The organism is Rudaea sp. (genome assembly GCF_057139185.1).
Genome location: NZ_DBNHDN010000040.1, coordinates 1 through 20,136, shown reverse-complemented (window position 1 = coordinate 20,136; position 20,136 = coordinate 1). Strand labels below are relative to the sequence as shown.

Sequence of the window (20,136 nt, the reverse complement as noted above, 5' to 3'; positions counted from 1 at the left end):
CGATGATTCGGTATCGAGCCGATCAATCAAGGGTTGAGCGTCTGCACGAGCTTGTGTCTCTCTTCGGGCGGAATATCGATCGTCGGCGATTCGTGGACGTATCGACCTTTGTCCTGCTCGGGGCGTATCCATCGCGTCAAAGCGCCATCCGGCGCTTGCTCCCAATGCCCCTGCGGCCCCCATTCGATCGAAATGATTAGGGCCGACGATGAACTGGCGCGGTGTTCCAACGCTGCAATTCGATCAACGAGATTTTTCACTTGTCGTCTCCAACGCCGCGACGCGGCGTAATAGTTCGTCCACTTCCGCGACGCGCGAGACGTTGCCGATCGCGCTTACCAATTGAGCGCCGAGGTCGGCAGGCAAGCGACCATCGGCGACCGCAGCAAGTACCGCCTTCGCCTTGTCCGTCAGTTCCGCCGCTGCATCGAGTTCGGGAAGCTCTACCGGCTCGGCGCAGGCGCGATAGACCGGCAACGCTCGCTCAAGCAACGTGCGCGCAGCTTGCACGTCGCCGTCGAGCGCGGCTTTCTGCAAACGCGTGATGATCTTCTCGACATCGATCAGCCTCCGCAGCTTCGTGACTGCGGTAGGCGTACCAGGCGGCTTTCCGGCAGGGTTGCCAGACTCGCCGGGCTTCCATCGACCTTTGATTTTCTTGCCTGTCACGTCTTGCTCCTACGTTGCAAAAATCAGTTCAGCTTCGCCCCGTGGGCGCTGAGCGAGTCTGTCGCTCGGTGGCCGATCGTTCGGATGCGCTGGCCGCGGGAAATCAAACCCAAACCAGTGCAGATAGTCCCAGCCGCAGAATTCGACAACTGGCCATCCGCCCTCGACGGGGACGCCATAAACCCACTCTTTCGATGTCCACACTGGGCCGCAGCACAAGCGTCGCGCCGGGTGGATTTCGTCGAAAGAAATCAATCCGGCCTCACGTACTGCGATGATGAGATAGAGCGCGCATGTCTTGTCGAAGCGATCCGGTGTCATGGATAGGAGATCGTTCCATGTCTCTTGCGTGAGAAGCGACAACGTCTTTTCAAACGCTTTTTGCTCGCCTCTCGCGACAAAGAAGTCCTCCATCTGCGAGAGCACTTCGTCTGCGGTTCGCGTCGTCATGCGGCACCTCGCGGGCGAAATTTCTCGCATTCGTGCTCGGCGCACGGCCACGGCCGCTGCGGTTCGCATCCGATGCTGCAGCGCCCCATGCCTTGCGCTGGATTCAGCACGTCGCGGACGAAGTGCTCGCATCCGCCGCATGTCACCGCGGGCCGCGACATTGCCGAGCGGTTCCCAACATGACACCACGCACAACCGGCACACACCGGCCAGCCGCGCACTGTTGGCAGAACATCGGCAACGTCAGGGTGAATCCAGACCGGCCCGCAGTGGGCACACATTGCCATCGCGGTCTCGTCGGCTGGCCGCTTGCCGTGTTCGCGCAGGTCGGTGTCGCGAACCGCGCGCACGTAGCAGCGCAAAACCTCGTCCGGCAGCCCGTGGCAGCCTTCCAGGTCGGCGGGCTGTAGCGCCTCGATCAGCGCCGGATCGACGCCCTCGGCGCCGGCGAGAAGGCGCAGGGTGTCGGCAATATCGGCATCGCCGTGATCCAGTTCCGCCAGCAACTCGGTCTTGTGCTCGGCGAGCCACGCCTTCCGTTCCGGGGTCAGCGTAGCGTCCGCGACGACATGCAACCGGTCGCCGCGGCGGGTCACGCGGACGCCGGCCGCGCGCAGGTCATCGATCAATTTCCGGGCGGCGCTCACAGGTCGAATTCCTCAACCACGGCCGCCGAAGGTGGCGGATTTCCTCCTGAAGGTGGCGAAGATGGCGGTCTTTTTTGTGCGCTACCTTCGCTACCTTCGGCGCCATCTTCGGGGCGAGGGAGCTTCCACGCCCAACCGTCTTTCATGCCAATCTTGACGGCGACGGCCCCGATTTTGCGCTTCGCGCGCTGCATCGAATCTCTGGAATAGCCCGCAGCCGATGCTTCGGCGAAAACCGCTCTTGCCTGCATTGACCCTTCTTCGAGAAGTCCACGCAGGAAGTCCGCAGCGTCGGTTCCGGGGTCGATGCTCGGCTCGGCTTCAGTCAACAATTCGCGCGCCGTGCCCTCGACAGCCGCCCCCCAGACGATCCGGCTGGAAAACAGCCCCGGATGACCGGCTACCTCGACTTGCTCGAAGGCGTAGCCGTAGCCGCCGCCGTCCGGGCCGATATTCGATTTCGCGCGCGCGAGCAGCATGCGCTTGTCGGTATCGTCCTCGGACTGCTGCTTGACGGTGCCAAGCACCACGCGCGCGAGGGCGCCGAACGCCAGCGAGCCGGATACTCTCTCCAACGGCTCCCGTCCGTTCGTACCCTTCGAGTAGTGGGTGATGCCAACCAGAGCCGCGTCGAGTCTGATCGCAAGATCGACCAGTGGTTGCAGGCCGCGGCGTACCTCAGCGTTCTTGTGCGAGTCCCCGGGCACGGCGCTGACCAGCGGATCAATGACGATCAACGCGACTCCCTCCGTCTCGGCGACCGCTGCCGCCAAGCTGGTCACATCGCGCGCGGGATCGAATGGGAAGATTTCACCGCCATGACGCACGCCGTCCACGAACTGGATTCGCGACAAGTCCGCACCGGCCGCAATCAATCTGGGAACGAGGGTGTCTCGTGGATCGTCCTCGCCCGTCCAGACGAGTACTCGACCATGATCAGGACGCCAGCCGGAGGGCAGGGCGCGGCCCGCACTGACGCTAGCAGCGATATCCATCGCGAGCGTGGTCTTGCCGGTGCCGGGCTGTCCGGCGAGCACGTGCAGCTTGCCGCGAGCCAGCCAGCCCGGCCAAAGCCAGCGGATCGGCTCCGGCTTCACCGTATCGGCGGCGAGGAGAATTACTCCGTCAATCGATACGGGTTTGCGCGTCGGCATTTCGTATACGGCGACGCTCACGCTGCCCTCGCTTTCGACCAGTCGGCCGAGCGGATAACCAGAGCTTCGTTGTTGCCGTGGACCGCGTATGCCATCGGCGAGCCGCAGCTAACGACGGCATGCGCCAGCGCGAAAATGCGGGCGCGTGGTTCGCCTATGCCGACGATGAACACGCCACCCGGCACGGCCGGCCAGCGGTAGCTATTCGGGTCTTCGCCGGGTGGTAACAGCAGTGTCTTGCCGACGCTGGTGCGGGCAACCCGCATGCGCGCCTGCTGCCAAGAGTCACGACCGGCATACAGGTACACATTGGGATTTTTGCCGGCGCTGATTGCCGCTTCGACTTCGCGCCCGAATGGCGGCAAGCGAGTCGCACCAGACTCGAAAGGTTCAATCGGAATGACGGTTAGTTGCGCGTCTGGCACGGCGCGGTATACTGATTCCGGCGCTTCGCCGCGATGCTTTTCATAGACGCCACGGTTGCCGCCGTGGCGTTCTTGTTTTTGGGAGCCCATTACGCCACCTTCGCTTCGCGCTGCGAGCGCAGCCAGGCAATGAACTCGACCTCGTCGATCAAGACCCTGCGGCCGACGCGAACAACGCAGCGGTTGAAGCCGTTGTGTTCGCGGTTGAAAAGTTGCCAGCGGATACCGGCCTCGGTGAAGCCGGCAGACTTGTACTTTTCCGCCAGTTTGGGAGCGGTCAGGAATTGCGATTGCGTTTCCATTGTTGCCTCACGGTATTGAAGGTAAGGCGACATTGGAGCGCGACTGACGCGCTCTAGTTACTTGCGCGCGATTTTCTGCATGCAGTGACGCGAGTTGCGAAACGCCGCGCTCCAATGTCGTCAGTGATCCAGTCGGGTGCGGCGGCCCAAAGCGCCGGACTTTTGGCGTCAGGGTTCCGATCTAGCTGAGTGTTGATCCAGGTTGTGATTTCAGGGCGGCGTTTCTTGTGTGTACCGGCCTGCCGCTTCTTGTCACGCGCACCACCTGCGCCCAGAACGAGCTTTGCGAACTTCTCGGCGTCACACTTCGCCGCACTGCGGATTCGGTTCAACAAGCGCACGGCGAGCGCAACGTCGTCGGGGATTGGCGTCACGTTTCGGAAGCCAACCCGTGGCTCATATTCGTCGATCAAGGCGCGGGCCTCACCGTCGTTCCGCGTGCGCTCCAGCAAGTATTCGCGGATGTCCGAAAGAATGTCTCGCAGTAGTTCCGACGAGGTAGGATCAAACTGCCCGAGTAACCCGTCGAAGTCCCCGCGCTCGCGCCTGTTGGCGTCCGCAACACCCGATTTGAATGCATCAAGCGCCTCGGTATCCGCGGGGATCATCGCGCTTCCAATTTCTGTTTTCTCGGGCATAAGCGTCCCCTCTTGGCGCCCTTCAAAGATCGCCACGGCAGCGGGTGAAGGTTTCCTAGCCATGATGAAGTCCTCATCTTCGTTGTGGTTAGGCCCCTCGGCGTGCTGGTATCACGCCGGGGAGCCGCTTACCGGCTTGCGCCGGATTCCTGAACGCGGGTTACTTTCTCTTGTTGAAAATCCCGCGTCGCAACTGCATAATCTGGATCACCTAGCCCCCCTTGTCCGAATCGTCTCCGTAGGGTGTGCTTGGCGGGCAATCGCCCGTCTAGGCGAGGGGTGCGGCAAAAGAGCGGCGATCCCGCTCTTTTTGCTTTTCAGAGGAAGTCCCATACGTCCCCCAAGCGGCCGGCGCGCGCGAGCGCCGTTCGCCAGCGCCACGCGTTTTTGCGGTCATCGCCGCGATACGAACGCAGGATCGCACCAGCCACCATGTCGGCAAGCTGGATCAAGTCATCCCCGGCCGAGTCGGCGAACTTGAATTTGCCTATCTGTCCCTCCCGCAACTGCGCGCGCAGGTACGTGTTGAGTGCCTGGCGAAATTCCTTGCTTCCGCTGCCGTCCAGCTTCACGTTTGCGCCGCGCAACAGACCGCCGTCGTGCTTCAGCAGCAATTGCAGGAAGTAGTTGTAGAACTGGTCGGCGTCGGCGCGCAGGTGCTCGCTATAGACCTTCGCTTTGTCCACGACGAGCGCGCGTGCAGTGAAGTGGAAGCTGCACACTTCATCGAAAAACGCATCGCGCACGGGATCGGCGCTCTTGGCGAACTTGAATTCCGGTTTGACGTGCAGGCGAGTACGCAGATCGGCAATCGCAGCCGCGGCCCGCTCGGCTTCCTTGAAGTCGTCGAACGCCACCAGTGCAATCACGAAATGCGAGGTTGACCCCTTCGCGATCTTGAACGCCGGGTCGCCGCTTTCATCGATCAGAACGAGCACGGCATTACTTCCCGAATGCCCGCTTGTTCATGCGCTCCAACACGCCGCGCGTGTGCCCCTCGGTCAAGTGCGTGTAGCGCCGCACCATCTGCAACGTCTTGTGCCCGAGCACTTCGGCAATCTCGGCGAGCGTGCCGCCGTTCATGGCGATCCACGATGCGGCTGTGTGGCGCAGATCATGAAATCGGAAATCAGCGATGCCCGCGCGTTCACACGCCTCGCGGAACATCTTGCCGACTTCCAGCGGCTTGCCGGTGTCGCCGGGGAAAACTAGATCGGTATCCAGCCGGCGCACCTTGCGATGTTCGACAAGCAGGTCGCGCGCGAGCCCGACGATTGGCACCGTGCGTCGCTCGCCGTTCTTCGTCTGTTGAAACGTCATCAAACTGCGCTGCATGTCCACGTCGGGCCAGCGCAGGCCGAGCAATTCGCCGCGGCGCGCACCCGTAGCGAGTGCGCAGACGACGACGGCATGCAGCAACGCACTGTGCGCTTGGCACTCACGGAGCAGCGCGTCGCGCTCGGCGTCGCTAAGGAACCGGACGCGTCCGCGCGGCTCGGACAGCTTCGACAGCTTGCGCATCGGCGAATCGTCCAGCCAGCCGTAGTCCTTGACCGCCGTGGTCAAGAGCGAAGCAAGCACCATCAGTTGCCGGTTGATCGCTCCATTGGACACAGGGCGCTTTAGCCTCGTGACGCGGCCGAGCATCTTGCTGCGCGTCTCGTGAATCATTGGTGCGGTCAGGTCGGCGAGCGTGATGTGTCCAAGCTTCTCGCGCCACATGCGCAGATGCAGTTCACGTTCGCGCTTGCCGCGAATCTTTGCAACCGGCAGAGTCTCGGCAAGGTAGCGGTCGATCAGGTCGGCCAGCGTATGCCGCCGAGCTTCGGCCTGATCGAAGTAACGCCCCTCACGGATTCTGGTCTCGGTCTCAGCAGCCCAACGCTTGGCGTCCGTGATCCGGTCGAACGTGGCGGATGCCGGCTTGTGCCCGCGCATGCGCACTTTCACTCGATACTGAGCGTCGCCAGCCTTACCGATGCGCTTTTCGATGGTTGCCATGAATCGCCCCTCGCGGCCACATTTTGGGGGGAAATGTCCCAAAAGTGTCCCAATGATGCAAGAGGCGTGTGTTGACTAAGACGTAACTTATTGATTTTATTGGTGCCGCTTGTCCGAATCGAACGGACGACCTACCGCTTACAAGGCGGTTGCTCTACCAACTGAGCTAAAGCGGCAACGATGTGGAAAATCGCGTGGGCTCGGTCGCGTGGCCGGCACGATTCCAGCGCCGCATATTTTCGCACGAAACCCGCGGCTCAAAAACAATCGATCGGTTGCGCATGCAGTTCGCTGCGTGCGGGGACCTGCGCGCGCCAGTCGATGGCCGCGTCGCCGGCTTGCGCATAGTCGACCCAATAGATCGGCACTTCGTCGCTGCGCTGGATCACTTCGGGCTTGAAGCCAAGCGCGCGGATCTCGTTCAAGCGCTTGTCGGCGTTGGCCTGCTCGCGGAACAGGCCGAGCGAGATCGCGTTCGGCTGCTCGCCCGCGGTGACGACGTAGTAGTCGCTGATGCCCTTGCTCGACAACTGGCGCGCGATGTCGAGCGCGCGCTCGCGGTTGCCGGGCGCGGGCAGGTAGACCCAGTAGCCGCGCACCTCGGTGACGCGCGTTTCACGGAACTGGATGCGCGCGACCAGGGGCGTCAACGCCTTCATTGCGGCGCGCACATCGGCCTGGGTTGCGAATGCGCCGACGGAAAGGCAGGTTTCCCGGGACGGGCCGTTTGCGCGCTTCGGTGCCGGCGACGTGGCGACGGGTGCGCTGTGGTCGGTTTCGCTGAGCAGGACGAGTCGCGCCACGCCGGGGTCGGCGGCCGGCGCTTCGGCCAGCGGCGCGCGCGGCGCGAAATACAACCAGCATGCCGCACCGACATTGAGCGCGAGCAGAAGCAGGAAAAGGACGCGAACGAACATCCGTGCGTGAAGGGTTTGCGAAATCGGCGGAGTGCGGATTCTAGCAGTGCGCCGCGGTGTTCACTTTCCTTCCGCGTCGGCGAAATGCGCGAGCCCGCGCAGGACGAGGTCGGGTTCACAACGATGTTCGAGTTCAAGCAGCGACGCGAGGCTTCGGGCGCCACCGCCGCAGAGGATCAGTTCCGGCGTCACGCCGAACGAGGCCTGCGCGCGCCGTGCGAAACGTTCAACCAGCGCGACCGCGGCCAGCCAGGTACCCGATTCGACGGCGGCGGCAGTGGTGTCGGCGAACTCTGCGATTGGCGCGGGCGTGAGTTCGCCCAGACGTGCGGTGTGTTCGAGCAGCGCCTGGCGCATCAGCGCCGGCGCCGGCGCGATCAGCCCGCCGAGATGGCGGCCGTCGGCACCGACGGCGTCGAGCGCGAGCGCGGTACCGCAGCTCGCGATCACGGCCGGCGCTGCGGTTTCATGGTGCGCGGCGACCATGCCGAGGAAGCGGTCGACGCCGAGCCGGGCCGGCGCCGAGTAGGCATTGCGCACGCCGCAGGCCGCGGCCGGACTGCGCGCATAGCGCACCGGTATGGCGAAATGCCCGCCGAGCGAGCGTGTCAACGCCTGTTCCAGCGCGCCGGCGGCGACCGAAGCGATCCAGATCGCGTCGATCGTCGGTACATCCCTCCACAATGCGGAAAAGTCCATCTCGCCCGGTATCGCCTCACCGCCTTCGGCTTCGCCGGTGCGTGCGTGCGTCAGCGTGCTGCCGCGCTGGAGTTGCGCGCCATCCCAGAACGCGGATTTCAGGCGCGAGTTGCCGAGGTCGATCAACAATTTCATGCGTGCGGTTCCCCGGATTCATTCAAAGCGTTCATGCGGCGCGCACGGAGACTTCCGCGCTGTCGTAGTGGGCGGCGGTCCTGCCGTGGCGGACGATCAGCGCGCCGCGTTCGTCCACGCCTGCGGCTATGCCATCGTGCGCCGCGCCGGCGGCGAGCACGCGCACATGGTGTCCGCGCAGCAGGTCGTGGCGCGCATAGGCTTCGCCGAACGCGGCGAAACCTTGTGTCTCGAAGCGGTCGAGCGCTTCGATCAGGCGCGCGATCAGGCGTGCCGCCAGCGCGTTGCGCGAAGGAACCTCACGGCACAGGCTGGCGATGTCGATCGCGGGCTGGTCGATGCGGCCGTGCGTGGTGGCCGGCAGACGCAGGTTGATGCCGACCCCAATGACCGCGTGGCAGGGACCGAGGAATTCGCCGCCGAGCTCGACGAGGATGCCGGCGAGCTTGCGTCCTTCGGCGAGCACGTCGTTCGGCCATTTCAGGCCGACGTCGACGCCGCAGCAGTCGGCCAGCGCGTCGACGACGGCGACGCCGGCCACGAGGCTCAGTCCCGACAACTGCGCCATGCCGGCTTCGAAACGGCGCAGCAGCGACAAGTAGAGGTTGCCGCCGAGCGGCGACTGCCACTCGCGCCCGCGCCGGCCGCGGCCCGCCGTCTGCGTTTCCGCAAGGCAGACCTCGATGCCGGCCGCAGCCGCGGCGCCGCGCTGCAGCTCGGTGTTGGTCGAGTCGATGCGCCAGTGCACGGCGAGCGCGGCGAGGCGCGCTCGCGTTGCGACGTCGAGCCGCTCGCGAATGCTGTCCGCGGCCAGAGGTTCAAGCCGCCAGGCGAGGCGATAGCCGCTGCCGGCCGCGGCCTCCACCGGGGCGCCGAGTTCGCGCAGGTGCTCGATCTGTTTCCACACCGCGGCGCGCGTCACCCCCAGCTGGCGCGCGAGCTGCGCCCCCGAGACTGCGTGTTCGGCGGACAGCGCGGCGAGCAGGGCGGACGGGTCGATGGGCATGGTTCGATGATAGTGCATCGCAGCGAAGAACCTGGCGGTGCAACCTTTGCCGCCATTGCCGCATCTGTATTCATGCTCGCCGCGGATGTGCCTGTCCGATTGTCCGCGACGGACACGCGGACACGCCGGTGGACCTCCACATGACATTGATTGGAAAAGGATTTTCTGGTGGCACGATTACTGCTTCTCGGTTGTCATCAGACACTGGCGCGTGCCTTGCCGGCATGCGACCATCCGCAACCTGCAAGATGAGTATTCCGATGAACCGCACGCACTCACGCTACGTCGTTCTCGCCGCCTTGCTGGCTTTTGTTGGTGCCGGCCTGTATTCCGAAGCCGCGCGTTGCTGCGACGCCGACGGCGTCGGTACGGCCAAGGCCGTCGCCACGCCGCTGCCGGCAACGGTGACACCAGCCGCACCGCAAGTCGTCGCGCCCGCCGCCAGGCCTGAGGTTGCTACGGTTCAGCCTGTCGTGACCGCGGGTTCTGCGGCTCCGAGCGACGATGCCGGCAACAATCTCGGCGACGGCAGCCCGGTCGGCGCGCACAAGCGCGGCCTGCGCTGGCAGTCGTTCCTGCCCGGCGTCATCAAGTAGGCTTCTGCCAGGTCGGCCTCACAACGTCGGAACGTCTAATTCGGCGGCCAGCGTCGCGAGCCAGCGGTCGCTGGCCGCGCTGCCGCGTGCGTGCACCGACTCGATCGCGTAGCCGACCAGCCATTTGCGCAGGCGCGTTTCAACGCGCGCGAGCGCGGCGGCATCGCGGCCGAGTTCGACGCTGTCCTCGGATTGGAACGATGCGCCGTCGAGACGATACAGGCCGACACGATCGCCGTCGTTGCGCAGCAGAAAACATTCCTGGTTGCGCGACAGGGTCGCCAGCAGCCTGGCCGTGCCCACGTCCTGCGGATCGGCCGCGAGCAGCAGGCGCGGCTTCGGCGGCTGCTTCGCGTAGGTCGCATCGCCGTCAGAGTAGATGCGGCGCACGCGCCAATCGAGCGCGCGCCGCTCGAAACTCCACAGCGTCGCGCCGACCTCGCTCTCGTAGTCCGGATAGCGTTCGCGCAGCACGGCCATGCCCTGCGCGCCGAGCGCGGCGCGGCGTTCGTCGCCGAAGCTCGCGCTGCGCTCGTGATGCACGAGCACGTTGCCGGCGATGAGGTTGCGATAGCCGGCGCGTTCGCCGCGCTGGCAGAAATCGTTTTCCTCGCCATAGCCCTGCGGGAATGCGGCCTCGTCCATTGGCCCGATGCGTGCGAGCAGCACGCGCTTGACGTACATGCAGAAGCCGTTGCCGGTCGGCAGTTGCGGGTAGCGCATGCCGGCCTGCTGCAACACGGCGCGCTGTGCCTGGGCGAGGGTCCAGCGCGCGGGAATCGGACAATGCCGTTCCAGTTCCGGCACGCTGAATGCGCCGGCGTTGTCGGACACGGCGGTGACCGTGCCGATATCGTCGGCGCTGTAGGCGGCGATCTTCAGCGCCGCGAGCCAGCGCGGGCCGACGACGGTGTCGCTGTTGAGCAGCACCACGTCGTCGCCGCCGGCGAGGCGCATGCCGACGTTGACGCTGCCGGTGTAGCCGCGGTTGCGCTCATTGCGCTGCACGAGCACGTGCTTGTGCTTTGCGGCCGCGTCGAGGATCGGCGCGATGCGCGCATCGGTGCTTGCATCGTCGATCAGGATCAGGCGCGCGTTCGGCGAATGGCGCAGCACCGGAGCGATGCAGTTCTGCACGCTCTGCGGTGAGTTGAAGATCGGCACGACGATGCTGACGCGCGGCAGTTCGACGAGCGGCACTGCGGGCAGCCGTGGCGTGCCGGCGAGCGTGGCAAGACGGCGCGACGTTGCCGCTGGCGCCGATGCGGTTGGCGGCGCGGCGGCCGCGCCAAGACGAACCTCCCAGCAGGGCAGCAACTCGAGCGGCGGCTCTGTCGCGGTCACGGCCAGGCCGAAACGCAACTCGTCGTGGCCGCTCGGCGACCAGGGGAACGCCAACTCGAATTCGCGTGCGCCGGCAGCATCCGCTGCGAAGCGCGCGAACACGACGTCGTCGAGCGTCAGCTCGGTGGGCGGCAATCCGGCGAGATCGCCGGCGATGCGCCAGCGCAGCGCATTGCCGTTCCAGCCGAGCCACTCCGCGCGCCACTGCGCTGCCTCCATCGCCCACCTTGCCCGCTCGAAAGACCGCAGCAAGCATAGCGGACTTGGGTGGGCGTGGCGCGTCGATGTCCGGTGAGCGTCAAGCGCGTTCGATATGTGCGGCGTAACAGCCGGGCCGCGCAATGTGCGCGTGCAGGTATAGAGTCTGCGGGTCGGCGAGCTGGCGCGCGATCGCCGCTTCGAGCTCGCGTCCTTCGACCACGTCGGCCGAGGTCATCATGCCTTCGACGTCGAAGCCGCGCAGCGACAGCAGGCGGCGGCGCAGCATGTCGGGCACCGTGTCGACCGCGTCGAAGCGCACCTCGCCTGCGCGCACGTAGATCGCGTGGCGCGAACGGTAGGGCGTGGCGACGTCCAGGTGTTCGTGGTTGACCAGGATCACCTCGTCGCCGACCTTCGCATCGGTCAGGCTGATGCGGCACGGATAGCCGTGGTCGGCATCGACCGTTCGACGCACGGCGCAGCGCTGTGCGAGTTCGGCGTCGGACAAGGTGAACAGGTTGGCGAACGGTTCGGCCGCGAGGCCGCGGATTCGAAAATGCATGGCAGGTGCTCGCTGAGTGGATTCGAGCACAGTCTGCCGTACCGGCAGCGTAAGCGAACCCCGCTTCTTGCGCGTGAATTCGCGCGCGGCGCCCGCTCAAATCTTCTCGCCGACGATCAGCCAGTTGTTGAACGGCAGGCGTCCGCTCAACGGAGCGAAGCGCGCGCGCAGGCCGCAGCCTGCGAGCAGGGTTTCGAGTTCCGCGCGCGTCGGATAGCGCTTCGGCGCGGTGTTCATCCAGCCGATGCGGCGGGAGAACACGTCCATCGCGCGGGTGAAACGCGTGCGCGCGTCGGCATCGTCGAGTCCGCTGCGGATCACCAGGCGCGCGCCCGGCGCGATGCAGGCCGCCGCACGCTCGACCAGTTCGTTCGCGGCCTGCGGCGGCAGGTATTGCAGTACGTCGAGCAGGGCGACGCTGCCGCGATGAGCGGGTAGGGGGGCGCGTGCGAGATCGATGCAAGCGAAGCGTGCCTCGCCCAAGTCCGCACGTCCGGCCGCGGTGCGCGCGGCGGCGATTTTGTTCGCGTCGTTGTCGACGCCGAGGTAACCGCCACGGAAGCCTTGCGCGCGCAGCGTGTGCGCGAGCAGGCCGATGCCGCAGCCGAGATCGAGCAGCGGCGCCGACGTTTCGCGCAAGACCGCGCCGACGCCCGCATACAGCGGGTCGCTCGCCAGTTTGCAGCGCGCATACCAGTAGTGCTGGCGCGATGGAAGATAGGCGCCAGCGATCGAACCGGAATGCCGGGGATTCCCGGCATCCCCCGTTGGCGTCATCCGCTCACACCGTCAGCGGATTCGGCTTGTCCGCGTCGATCTTCCAGGTCTTGAGCGCGCGAGCGACGTCCTTGGCGCTCATCTTGCCTTCGGCGGCGAGCGCGGCGATCGCGGCGTGGGCGATGTAGTGGCGATCGACCTCGAAGAAGCGGCGCAGGTTCTCGCGCGAGTCGCTGCGGCCGTAGCCGTCGCAGCCGAGCACGGTGTACTTCTTGCCGTCCGGCATGAACGCGCGAATCTGGTCGGCGTACTCGCGCACGTAGTCGGTCGCGGCGACGGCCGGGCCGGCGCGGTCGGCGAGGCATTGGGTCACGTACGGCACGCGCGGCTTGCCTTCGGGATGCAGGCGGTTCCAACGTTCGGCGTCGAAGCCTTCCTTGCGCAGTTCGGAGAAGCTCGGGCAACTCCAGATGTCGGCGCTGACGCCGAACTCCTTTTCCAACAGCTCGGCCGCGGCAATCGCCTCGCGCAGGATCGTGCCGCTGCCGAGCAGTTGCACGCGCGGCTCGTTCTTCTTCGGCTTGCCGGCGTCCTTGAACAGGTACATGCCCTTGATGATGCCTTCCTCCGCGCCCTTCGGCAGATCCGGGTGCGGGTAGTTCTCGTTCATCACGGTGACGTAGTAGTAGACGTCCTCCTGCTCCTGCATCATGCGGCGCACGCCGTCCTGCATGATGACCGCGACCTCGTAGGAGAAAGTCGGGTCGTAGGCCTTGCAGTTCGGGATGTTTGCGGCGAACAGGTGGCTGTGGCCGTCCTCGTGCTGCAGGCCTTCGCCGTTGAGCGTGGTACGGCCGGAGGTGCCGCCGACGAGGAAGCCGCGCGCGCGCATGTCGCCTGCGGCCCAGGCGAGGTCGCCGATGCGCTGGAAACCAAACATCGAGTAGTAGATGTAGAACGGCAGCATCGGCACGTTCGACACCGAGTAGCTCGTCGCCGCGGCGATCCATGCACTCATCGCGCCCGGTTCGGAAATGCCCTCCTGCAACACCTGGCCCTTGATGTCCTCGCGGTAGTACATGAGCTGGTCGGAGTCCTGCGGCCGGTACTTCTGCCCGAACGGCGCATAGATGCCGATCTGGCGGAACATGCCTTCCATGCCGAAGGTGCGTGCTTCGTCGGCGACGATCGGCACGATGCGCTGGCCGAGATTCTTGTCGCGCAGCAGCAGGTTGATGCCGCGCACGAAGGCCATCGTCGTCGAGATCTCGCGCTCGCCGGTGCCTTTGGTGATCGGCTCGAACACGCTCAGCGCCGGCGCTTCGAATGGCTGGCTCTTGCGCCGGCGTTGTGGCAGGAAGCCGCCGAGCGCCGCGCGGCGTTCGAGCATGTATTTCACCTCCGGCGAGTCCATGCCCGGATGGTAGTAGGGCACTTCGTGCAGTTTGTCGTCGGCAATCGGAATCTGGAAACGGTCGCGGAAGTGGCGTACCGAATCGTCGTCGAGCTTCTTCTGCTGGTGGGTCGGGTTGAGCGACTCACCTGCCGAACCCATGCCGTAGCCCTTGACCGTCTTGGCCAGAATCACCGTGGGCATGCCCTGCGTGCTGACTGCTTCGTGATACGCCGCGTAGACTTTGTGCGGGTCGTGGCCACCGCGGTTGAGGCGCCAGATGTCGTCGTCGGACAGGCTGCGCACCATCTCCAGCGTCTCCGGATACTTGCCGAAGAAATTCTCGCGCGTGTACTTGCCGCCGAACGCCTTGCAGGCCTGGTATTCGCCGTCGACCGTTTCCATCATCAGCTTGCGCAGCACGCCCTTGCTGTCGCGCGCGAGCAGCGGGTCCCAGTAGCTGCCCCAGACGAGCTTGAGCACGTTCCAGCCGGCGCCGCGGAACACGCCTTCGAGTTCCTGGATGATCTTGCCGTTGCCGCGCACCGGGCCGTCGAGGCGTTGCAGGTTGCAGTTGAGCACGAAAATGAGGTTGTCGAGCTTCTCGCGTCCGGCCAGCGAGATCGCGCCGAGCGTCTCCGGTTCGTCCGATTCGCCGTCACCGATGAAGCACCATACCTTGCGGTCGCTCTTCGGGATCAGGCCGCGGTTCTCGAGATAGCGCATCACATGCGCCTGGTAGATCGCTTGCAAAGGGCCCAGGCCCATCGACACGGTCGGCGCCTGCCAATAGTCCGGCATCAGCCACGGATGCGGATACGAGGACAGGCCGCGCCCCTTGCCGGCAACTTCCATGCGGAACAGGTCGAGTCGGTCTTCATCGATGCGGCCCTCGAGGAACGAACGCGCATAGATGCCCGGACTCGCGTGGCCCTGGTGGAAAATCAGGTCGCCGGGATGATTCTCGCTCGGCGCGCGCCAGAAGTGGTTGAAGCCGACGTCGACCAGCGTCGCGCTCGAGGCGAAGCTGGCGATGTGGCCGCCGAGCTCACCCGGCTTGCGGTTCGCGCGCACGACCATCGCCATCGCGTTCCAGCGCACCAGGCAGCGGATCTTCCATTCCATCTCCGCATTGCCCGGACTCTTCGCTTCCAGGTGTGGCGGGATCGTATTGATGTATTCGGTCGTCGGCTGGAACGGCAGGTGGCCGCCGGCGCGCCGCGTCGCGTCGACCATTTTCTCGAGCAGGAAGTGCGCGCGCTCGGGTCCGTCCGCGCCGATCACCGCATCGAGCGATTCGGTCCACTCGCGGGTTTCGGTGGGGTCGATGTCCTGATTGAGGATGTCGTCGAGCTTGTTCATTTTCCCTCCGGTTCTGCTGGTACTCGATGGCGGCACGAAATCGGCGTCGCGTGGAATGCCGGCGCAATGGAGCGAGTTTATCCTTCCGGCGGCGCAGCGTCGATGCGTTTGCGAGTCGACGCTGCACTGCGGCGTTGCCGAAAGAAGCCGCGGTCGGGACCGATGCCCTGATCGTGGATGTCGTCTGGCGCGATGGGCCGCGGGGCGGTATGGTTCGGCCCATGATCCCCGTCCGCCTCCCGCATCCGCGCACCCGGCATCCAGACAGGTGCGGCCGATGAGCGCGCCCGCCGCCGACCCCGTGCTCGCCCGGCTCGTCGCGGTCGAGGCCTCGATTCGCGCCGGCGATCTCGCCGCCGCCGGGGCCGCGCTGGGCACGGTTCTCGCTATCGCGCCGAACGACGTGCGCGCCGCGCTCGTCGAAGCGGTGTTCGCGCGCGCATCGCAGGACAGCCATCGCGAAATCTCGGCGTTGCGGCGTGCCGTGGCACTGACGCCGCGCTGGCCGGTGCCGCGTCTCGAGCTCGGCAAGGCACTCGCGCGCGCGGACGAGCAGGACGCCGCGGCCGCCGCGGTCGACAAGGCGGTGGAACTCGCGCCGGACGATCTCGGGGTACTCGAGGCCGCCGTCGCCGTCGCCAACCAGGCCGGCAACTATGCGAGTGCGGAGCGCTACTTGCGCGCTGCACTCGCGCTGCAACCGGGAAACAGGCAGATCACCCGCGCGCTCGCTGTCTGCTGTTTCGGTGGCGCGCGCTACGCCGAAGCCGAGTTGCTGTATCGCCAACTGTTCGATGCGGACGATCGGGATGCGCAGGCACTCGCCGGTCTCGGCGAGTGCCTCGTGCAGTTGCGCAGGCGCGACGAGGCCGTCGTCAGCCTGGAACGCGCGCTCGCGTTGCAGCCCGACGATGCTTCGATCCGGTTCAATCTCGCGATCGCGCGCGGCGAGACACCCGCCACGCAGCCGAACGAGATGACCGAGGCGCTGTTCGACGGCTATTCGATGCGTTTCGACAGGCATCTGGTCGGTGAGCTCAAGTATCGCGTGCCAAAGCGCGTGGCCGAGTTGGTGCGCGAACGGCATCCGGATCTGCGCATCGACGTGCTCGATCTGGGCTGCGGCACCGGGTTGACCGGAGTCTATCTCGGCGGGGTGAAGGGCAGTTTGGTCGGCGTCGACCTGTCCGCAGGCATGCTCGAACGCGCGCAGCGGCATGCAATCTATACCCGCCTCGTCCATGACGACCTGCGCGCGGAACTGCGAAGATCCGCGGCGGCCTCCTACGATTGCGTGATCGCCAACGACGTGTTCGTCTACGTCGGGGACATCGCGCAGATCGTGGCCGACTGTTTTCGCGTCCTGCGCCGCGGCGGCATGCTGATCTTCTCCTGCGAGACCGCGGACGATGGCGAGCATGATTTCGTGTTGCGCCAGAGCAAGCGCTATGCGCATTCGCGCGCCTACCTCGAGCGCCTGTGCAGCACCGCGGATGGTGCCCGGGTCGCGTTCGAAAACCTCGACCTGCGCCAGGAAAACCAGGTGGCGATTCCCGGTTTCATCGGTGTCGCTCAGCGTCGCTGATCCAGTCGCGCGACGGCGAATTTCGCGTGCCAACGGCGTGCTACATTCGCTGCGGCATGGCTGCCCAATCCGACCAATCCGACGAGGCTGTCCGCCGATTTCGTGAGGCCGTGGCGCGCGGCGAAACGCCGCGTACGCAGCCTGCCGCGCTCGTGGCCGAGTTGTTCGACGGCCTCGCCGAGCGCTTCGAGAAGCACCTGGTCGGGCGGCTGCAATATCGCGTGCCGCATCGCGTCGCTGACATCGTATTGGGCCGCCACCCGCAGCGCAGGCTCGACCTGCTCGACCTCGGCTGCGGCACCGGGTTGCTCGGCCTGTGTCTCGGCCGCATCGACGGCGATCTGGCCGGCGTCGATCTATCGGCGCGGATGCTCGACCAGGCGGCGCCGTTGGGCATCTACACCCGACTGCGCCAAGGCGACGCGCTGGTGGAACTGCACGACACGCCGGCGCAGAGCCACGACTGCATCACGGCCTGCGACGTGTTCATCTACGTCGGCGATCTGTCCGATCTGATCGCGGCCGCGTATCGTGCGTTGCGGCCGGGCGGTGCGTTGATCTTTTCCTGCGAACAAGCGGACGCGACGGAAGGCGATCTGTGCTTGCGCGCGAGCGGACGCTACGCGCACTCGCGCATTTCGATTGCCGGGTTGTGCCGCAACGCCGGCTTTGCCGAATGCAGGTTCGAAGACATCATGCTGCGCCTCGAAGCGGATCATCCGATCGCGGGCTGCATTGTCGTTGCCGAAAAGCGCTGAGCCGCGGCCGGCGCTCGATCCGATGGCTGTAGACCCCTGCTACTTGACCGGCGTGGTCAGCGGCTTGCCTTTCTCGGCGACGAACACGACCGCGATTTTCGCCGGCACGCTGCCCTTGTTGGTCGCCTGATGCACGGTGTTCGCCGGTACGTGGAACACATCGCCGGCCTTGAGTGTCACCGTGGGTTTGCCGGCAAGTTCCTGCACGACCTCGCCTTCGAGCAGAAACGCATACACGTCGGCCGGATGCGTGTGATAGCCCTCGGCCGCGCCGGGCGGAATTTCGACGCGCACCATCACGCCTTCGTGGCCGGGAATGCTCAAGTCGTCCTTGAGCAGAATCTGACGCTGGATTTTCGGTACATCGTCCGCGCGCAATGCCGGTGCGACGCAAGCCAGCGCCAGTGCGCCGGCAATGGTTGCGAGATGGTGCTTGCGGTGCATGGTTTTTTTCCGGAAGCAAACGATGACTGCGCGGGAAACGCTCCTACGCCGGCTTGCCCGACTGTGCGTTTTCGATCTGCGCGCGGATTTGCGCCTCGACGCATGCCACCGCGGTCATGTTGACCACGCGGCGCACGGTCGAGACCGGCGTGAGAATGTGCGCGGGCTTGGAGATACCCATCAGGATCGGCCCGATCGCGACGCCCTCGGTCAAGTGGCGCACGAGGTTGTAGGCGATGTTGGCCGCGTCCATGTTCGGGCAGACGAAGACATTGGCCGTGCCGGTCAGCGTCGATTCGGGGAAGATGCGCGCGCGCACCGCTTCGTTGAGTGCGGTGTCGGCCTGCATCTCGCCGTCGATTTCGAGCGTGGGGTCGGCGGTGCGCACGAGTTCGAGCACGCGGCGCATCTTCTGCGAGCTCGGTGTCGAGTGGCCGCCGAAGTTCGAATGCGAAAGCAGGGCCACGCGCGGCTTGATGCCGAACATCTTCAGGCGGCGTACGCCCTGCAGCGTCGCTTCGGCCAGTTGCTCGGCGGTCGGGTCCGGCTGCACATGCGTATCGATGAAGAAGAACGCGCCACGGTCGTTCTGCACGCAGGTCATCGCCGACGGCGCGCATACGTCGGGGTCGAGCGGCAGCACGCTGCGGACGTAGTTGAGCTTGGATTGGTACGTGCCGACCAGGCCGGTGATCATGCCGTCGGCCTCGCCACGCGCGACCATGATGGCCGCGATCAGCGTCACGCGCGTGCGGATCATCGCCTTGGCCAGCGCCGGGGTCGTGCCGCGGCGCGCGTTGAGCTTGTGATAGTAGTTCCAGTATTCGTCGTAGCGTGGATCGTCGTCGACGTTGGTCAGTTCGAAGTGTTCGCCCGCGCGGATGCGCAGGCCGAGGCGCTGGATGCGCTTTTCGATCACCGCCGGGCGGCCGATCAGGATCGGCCTGGCCAAACCTTCGTCGACGATGGTCTGCACCGCGCGCAGCACCGTATCCTCTTCGCCTTCGGCGAAGACGATGCGCTTGACGTCGGCGCGCGCGCGCTCGAACAGCGGCTTCATCAGCGTGGTGGTACGGAACACGAACTGCGAAAGCTTTTCCGAATACGCCCGCAGGTCGGTGATCGGCTGCGTCGCCACACCCGACTCCATCGCCGCGCGCGCCACCGCGGGCGCGACCGAAACGAGCAGGCGCGGATCGAATGGCTGCGGGATCAGGTATTCCGGGCCGAAAGTCAGATGGTTGTCGCCGAGGCTGTAGGCGCGCTCGGCGACATCGGAAGTCTCGCGCCGCGCTAGTTCGGCGATCGCATGCACGCTGGCGACTTCCATCTGCGCGTTGATCGTCGTCGCGCCGACGTCGAGCGCACCGCGGAAGATGTACGGAAAGCACAGCGCGTTGTTGACCTGGTTCGGATAGTCCGAGCGCCCGGTCGCGATGATCGCGTCTGGGCGCACTTCCTTGGCCAGTTCGGGCAGGATCTCCGGGGTCGGATTGGCAAGGGCGAGGATGACCGGTCTTTCGGCCATCGTCCCGATCATGTCCTGGGTGAGCACGCCGCCTGCCGAGACCCCGAGGAAAATGTCGGCGCCGCGGACGATGTCGCCGAGCGTACGCGCGCTCGTGTCGCGGGCGTAGCGCTCAAGCTCGCCGCACAGTCCGGGACGGCCGTTGTAGAGCACGCCGTCCTTGTCGTTGACGAGGATATTCTCCGGTTTCACGCCGAGGCGTACGAGCATGTCCAGACAGGCGATGCCGGCAGCGCCCGCGCCGGAGGCGGCGAGCTTCACATCGCTGATGTTCTTGCCGATGATGTGCAGCGCGTTGATCACGGCGACGCCGACGATGATCGCGGTGCCGTGCTGGTCGTCGTGGAACACCGGGATGTTCATGCGCTTCTTGAGCTCCTCCTCGATGTAGAAGCACTCCGGCGCCTTGATGTCCTCGAGGTTGATGCCGCCGAAGGTCGGCTCCAGCGAGGCGATCGTGTGGACCAGCTTGTCGGGGTCGTCCTCTTGGATCTCGATGTCGAACACGTCGATCCCGGCGAACTTCTGGAACAGCACCCCCTTTCCTTCCATGACCGGCTTGCCGGCCAGCGGGCCAATATCGCCCAAGCCAAGCACCGCGGT

At 65.5% G+C, this 20,136-nt stretch carries 22 protein-coding genes and 1 tRNA gene; 3 read left to right on the top strand and 20 right to left on the bottom strand.

Features of this window, described 5'->3' with window-relative positions; all coding sequences use genetic code 11:
- Window positions 1–26 precede the first annotated feature (26 nt).
- The 14 genes from AC16HO_RS13665 to AC16HO_RS13600 form a co-directional block, all read right to left on the bottom strand.
- Window positions 27–260 carry a hypothetical protein gene (locus tag AC16HO_RS13665; protein ID WP_484335550.1) on the bottom strand — a complete coding sequence of 78 codons (234 nt, stop codon included), beginning with the start codon at window positions 258–260 and terminating at the stop codon, window positions 27–29.
- Window positions 244–669: a DUF5681 domain-containing protein gene (locus AC16HO_RS13660; protein WP_395644185.1), complete on the bottom strand. Its 426-nt coding sequence runs from the start codon at window positions 667–669 to the stop codon at window positions 244–246. Before AC16HO_RS13660 ends, AC16HO_RS13665 begins: the two co-directional genes overlap by 17 nt.
- A 9-nt stretch (window positions 670–678) precedes the next feature.
- Entirely contained in the window at window positions 679–1,119 is a 441-nt protein-coding gene (locus AC16HO_RS13655) for a hypothetical protein (RefSeq protein WP_484335549.1), read from the bottom strand.
- Entirely contained in the window at window positions 1,116–1,766 is a 651-nt protein-coding gene (locus AC16HO_RS13650) for a TubC N-terminal docking domain-related protein (RefSeq protein ID WP_484335548.1), read from the bottom strand. The genes AC16HO_RS13655 and AC16HO_RS13650 overlap by 4 nt, the downstream gene beginning before the upstream one ends.
- Complete coding sequence (locus tag AC16HO_RS13645; RefSeq protein WP_395644186.1) at window positions 1,763–2,941, bottom strand: AAA family ATPase; 1,179 nt, start codon at window positions 2,939–2,941, stop codon at window positions 1,763–1,765. Before AC16HO_RS13645 ends, AC16HO_RS13650 begins: the two co-directional genes overlap by 4 nt.
- Window positions 2,938–3,435 carry a hypothetical protein gene (locus tag AC16HO_RS13640; RefSeq protein WP_395644187.1) on the bottom strand — a complete coding sequence of 166 codons (498 nt, stop codon included), beginning with the start codon at window positions 3,433–3,435 and terminating at the stop codon, window positions 2,938–2,940. The genes AC16HO_RS13645 and AC16HO_RS13640 overlap by 4 nt, the downstream gene beginning before the upstream one ends.
- Window positions 3,435–3,647 carry a hypothetical protein gene (locus AC16HO_RS13635; RefSeq protein WP_395644188.1) on the bottom strand — a complete coding sequence of 71 codons (213 nt, stop codon included), beginning with the start codon at window positions 3,645–3,647 and terminating at the stop codon, window positions 3,435–3,437. Before AC16HO_RS13635 ends, AC16HO_RS13640 begins: the two co-directional genes overlap by 1 nt.
- A 53-nt stretch (window positions 3,648–3,700) precedes the next feature.
- Window positions 3,701–4,285, bottom strand: a complete 585-nt coding sequence (locus AC16HO_RS13630; protein ID WP_395644189.1) for a hypothetical protein — start codon at window positions 4,283–4,285, stop codon at window positions 3,701–3,703.
- A 317-nt stretch (window positions 4,286–4,602) separates the two neighbouring features.
- Entirely contained in the window at window positions 4,603–5,223 is a 621-nt protein-coding gene (locus AC16HO_RS13625) for a DUF3800 domain-containing protein (RefSeq protein WP_484335547.1), read from the bottom strand.
- 4 nt (window positions 5,224–5,227) lie between these two features.
- On the bottom strand, window positions 5,228–6,286 hold the full coding sequence (locus AC16HO_RS13620; RefSeq protein ID WP_395644191.1) for a tyrosine-type recombinase/integrase: 1,059 nt from the start codon (window positions 6,284–6,286) through the stop codon (window positions 5,228–5,230).
- Window positions 6,287–6,386: 100 nt separating this feature from the next.
- Window positions 6,387–6,462: transfer RNA gene (locus tag AC16HO_RS13615), tRNA-Thr, on the bottom strand.
- An 81-nt stretch (window positions 6,463–6,543) separates the two neighbouring features.
- Window positions 6,544–7,203 carry an SPOR domain-containing protein gene (locus AC16HO_RS13610; protein WP_395644192.1) on the bottom strand — a complete coding sequence of 220 codons (660 nt, stop codon included), beginning with the start codon at window positions 7,201–7,203 and terminating at the stop codon, window positions 6,544–6,546.
- 60 nt (window positions 7,204–7,263) lie between these two features.
- Complete coding sequence (locus AC16HO_RS13605; protein WP_395644193.1) at window positions 7,264–8,037, bottom strand: type III pantothenate kinase; 774 nt, start codon at window positions 8,035–8,037, stop codon at window positions 7,264–7,266.
- A gap of 31 nt (window positions 8,038–8,068) precedes the next feature.
- The gene (locus AC16HO_RS13600; protein ID WP_395644194.1) at window positions 8,069–9,043 is read right to left on the bottom strand and encodes a biotin--[acetyl-CoA-carboxylase] ligase; all 975 of its coding nucleotides are present in this window, start codon (window positions 9,041–9,043) and stop codon (window positions 8,069–8,071) included.
- A 260-nt stretch (window positions 9,044–9,303) separates the two neighbouring features.
- Here AC16HO_RS13600 and AC16HO_RS13595 point away from each other — a divergent pair, with 260 nt between their 5' ends.
- Window positions 9,304–9,639: a hypothetical protein gene (locus tag AC16HO_RS13595; RefSeq protein ID WP_395644195.1), complete on the top strand. Its 336-nt coding sequence runs from the start codon at window positions 9,304–9,306 to the stop codon at window positions 9,637–9,639.
- Between the two features lie 18 nt (window positions 9,640–9,657).
- On the opposite strand, the gene AC16HO_RS13590 is transcribed toward AC16HO_RS13595, so the two are convergent.
- The 4 genes from AC16HO_RS13590 to aceE all read right to left on the bottom strand — a co-directional run bounded on the left by AC16HO_RS13590 (window position 9,658) and on the right by aceE (window position 15,218).
- Window positions 9,658–11,202, bottom strand: coding sequence for a glycosyltransferase family 2 protein (locus AC16HO_RS13590; RefSeq protein WP_395644196.1), 1,545 nt, complete (start codon window positions 11,200–11,202; stop codon window positions 9,658–9,660).
- Between the two features lie 79 nt (window positions 11,203–11,281).
- Complete coding sequence (locus AC16HO_RS13585; protein ID WP_395644197.1) at window positions 11,282–11,746, bottom strand: DUF1203 domain-containing protein; 465 nt, start codon at window positions 11,744–11,746, stop codon at window positions 11,282–11,284.
- A 96-nt stretch (window positions 11,747–11,842) separates the two neighbouring features.
- A complete protein-coding gene (locus AC16HO_RS13580; RefSeq protein ID WP_395644198.1) occupies window positions 11,843–12,523 on the bottom strand; it encodes a class I SAM-dependent methyltransferase in 681 nt (226 codons plus the stop codon).
- A 4-nt stretch (window positions 12,524–12,527) separates the two neighbouring features.
- The gene (gene aceE / locus AC16HO_RS13575; RefSeq protein WP_395644199.1) at window positions 12,528–15,218 is read right to left on the bottom strand and encodes a pyruvate dehydrogenase (acetyl-transferring), homodimeric type; all 2,691 of its coding nucleotides are present in this window, start codon (window positions 15,216–15,218) and stop codon (window positions 12,528–12,530) included.
- Between the two features lie 277 nt (window positions 15,219–15,495).
- Here aceE and AC16HO_RS13570 point away from each other — a divergent pair, with 277 nt between their 5' ends.
- Both AC16HO_RS13570 and AC16HO_RS13565 read left to right on the top strand, forming a co-directional pair.
- Window positions 15,496–16,803, top strand: coding sequence for a methyltransferase domain-containing protein (locus AC16HO_RS13570; RefSeq protein WP_395644200.1), 1,308 nt, complete (start codon window positions 15,496–15,498; stop codon window positions 16,801–16,803).
- 56 nt (window positions 16,804–16,859) lie between these two features.
- Entirely contained in the window at window positions 16,860–17,561 is a 702-nt protein-coding gene (locus AC16HO_RS13565) for a class I SAM-dependent DNA methyltransferase (protein WP_395644201.1), read from the top strand.
- A gap of 39 nt (window positions 17,562–17,600) precedes the next feature.
- On the opposite strand, the gene AC16HO_RS13560 is transcribed toward AC16HO_RS13565, so the two are convergent.
- Together AC16HO_RS13560 and AC16HO_RS13555 are read right to left on the bottom strand one after the other, a co-directional pair.
- A complete protein-coding gene (locus AC16HO_RS13560) occupies window positions 17,601–18,005 on the bottom strand; it encodes a cupin domain-containing protein (protein WP_395644202.1) in 405 nt (134 codons plus the stop codon).
- Between the two features lie 43 nt (window positions 18,006–18,048).
- Window positions 18,049–20,136: NADP-dependent malic enzyme (locus AC16HO_RS13555; protein WP_484335546.1), on the bottom strand; the 2,088-nt coding region annotated here is incomplete at its 5' end.

Bases quoted from the DNA above. Each gene is read 5' to 3' on its own strand.
- AC16HO_RS13655 (WP_484335549.1), bottom strand. From the start codon at position 1,119: ATGACGACGCGAACCGCAGACGAAGTGCTCTCGCAGATGGAGGACTTC.
- AC16HO_RS13640 (WP_395644187.1), bottom strand. From the start codon at position 3,435: ATGGGCTCCCAAAAACAAGAACGCCACGGCGGCAACCGTGGCGTCTAT.
- AC16HO_RS13635 (WP_395644188.1), bottom strand. From the start codon at position 3,647: ATGGAAACGCAATCGCAATTCCTGACCGCTCCCAAACTGGCGGAAAAG.
- AC16HO_RS13630 (WP_395644189.1), bottom strand. From the start codon at position 4,285: ATGCCCGAGAAAACAGAAATTGGAAGCGCGATGATCCCCGCGGATACC.
- AC16HO_RS13620 (WP_395644191.1), bottom strand. From the start codon at position 6,286: ATGGCAACCATCGAAAAGCGCATCGGTAAGGCTGGCGACGCTCAGTAT.
- AC16HO_RS13610 (WP_395644192.1), bottom strand. From the start codon at position 7,203: ATGTTCGTTCGCGTCCTTTTCCTGCTTCTGCTCGCGCTCAATGTCGGT.
- AC16HO_RS13605 (WP_395644193.1), bottom strand. From the start codon at position 8,037: ATGAAATTGTTGATCGACCTCGGCAACTCGCGCCTGAAATCCGCGTTC.
- AC16HO_RS13600 (WP_395644194.1), bottom strand. From the start codon at position 9,043: ATGCCCATCGACCCGTCCGCCCTGCTCGCCGCGCTGTCCGCCGAACAC.
- AC16HO_RS13595 (WP_395644195.1), top strand. From the start codon at position 9,304: ATGAACCGCACGCACTCACGCTACGTCGTTCTCGCCGCCTTGCTGGCT.
- AC16HO_RS13590 (WP_395644196.1), bottom strand. From the start codon at position 11,202: ATGGAGGCAGCGCAGTGGCGCGCGGAGTGGCTCGGCTGGAACGGCAAT.
- AC16HO_RS13585 (WP_395644197.1), bottom strand. From the start codon at position 11,746: ATGCATTTTCGAATCCGCGGCCTCGCGGCCGAACCGTTCGCCAACCTG.
- AC16HO_RS13580 (WP_395644198.1), bottom strand. From the start codon at position 12,523: ATGACGCCAACGGGGGATGCCGGGAATCCCCGGCATTCCGGTTCGATC.
- aceE (WP_395644199.1), bottom strand. From the start codon at position 15,218: ATGAACAAGCTCGACGACATCCTCAATCAGGACATCGACCCCACCGAA.
- AC16HO_RS13570 (WP_395644200.1), top strand. From the start codon at position 15,496: ATGAGCGCGCCCGCCGCCGACCCCGTGCTCGCCCGGCTCGTCGCGGTC.
- AC16HO_RS13565 (WP_395644201.1), top strand. From the start codon at position 16,860: ATGGCTGCCCAATCCGACCAATCCGACGAGGCTGTCCGCCGATTTCGT.
- AC16HO_RS13560 (WP_395644202.1), bottom strand. From the start codon at position 18,005: ATGCACCGCAAGCACCATCTCGCAACCATTGCCGGCGCACTGGCGCTG.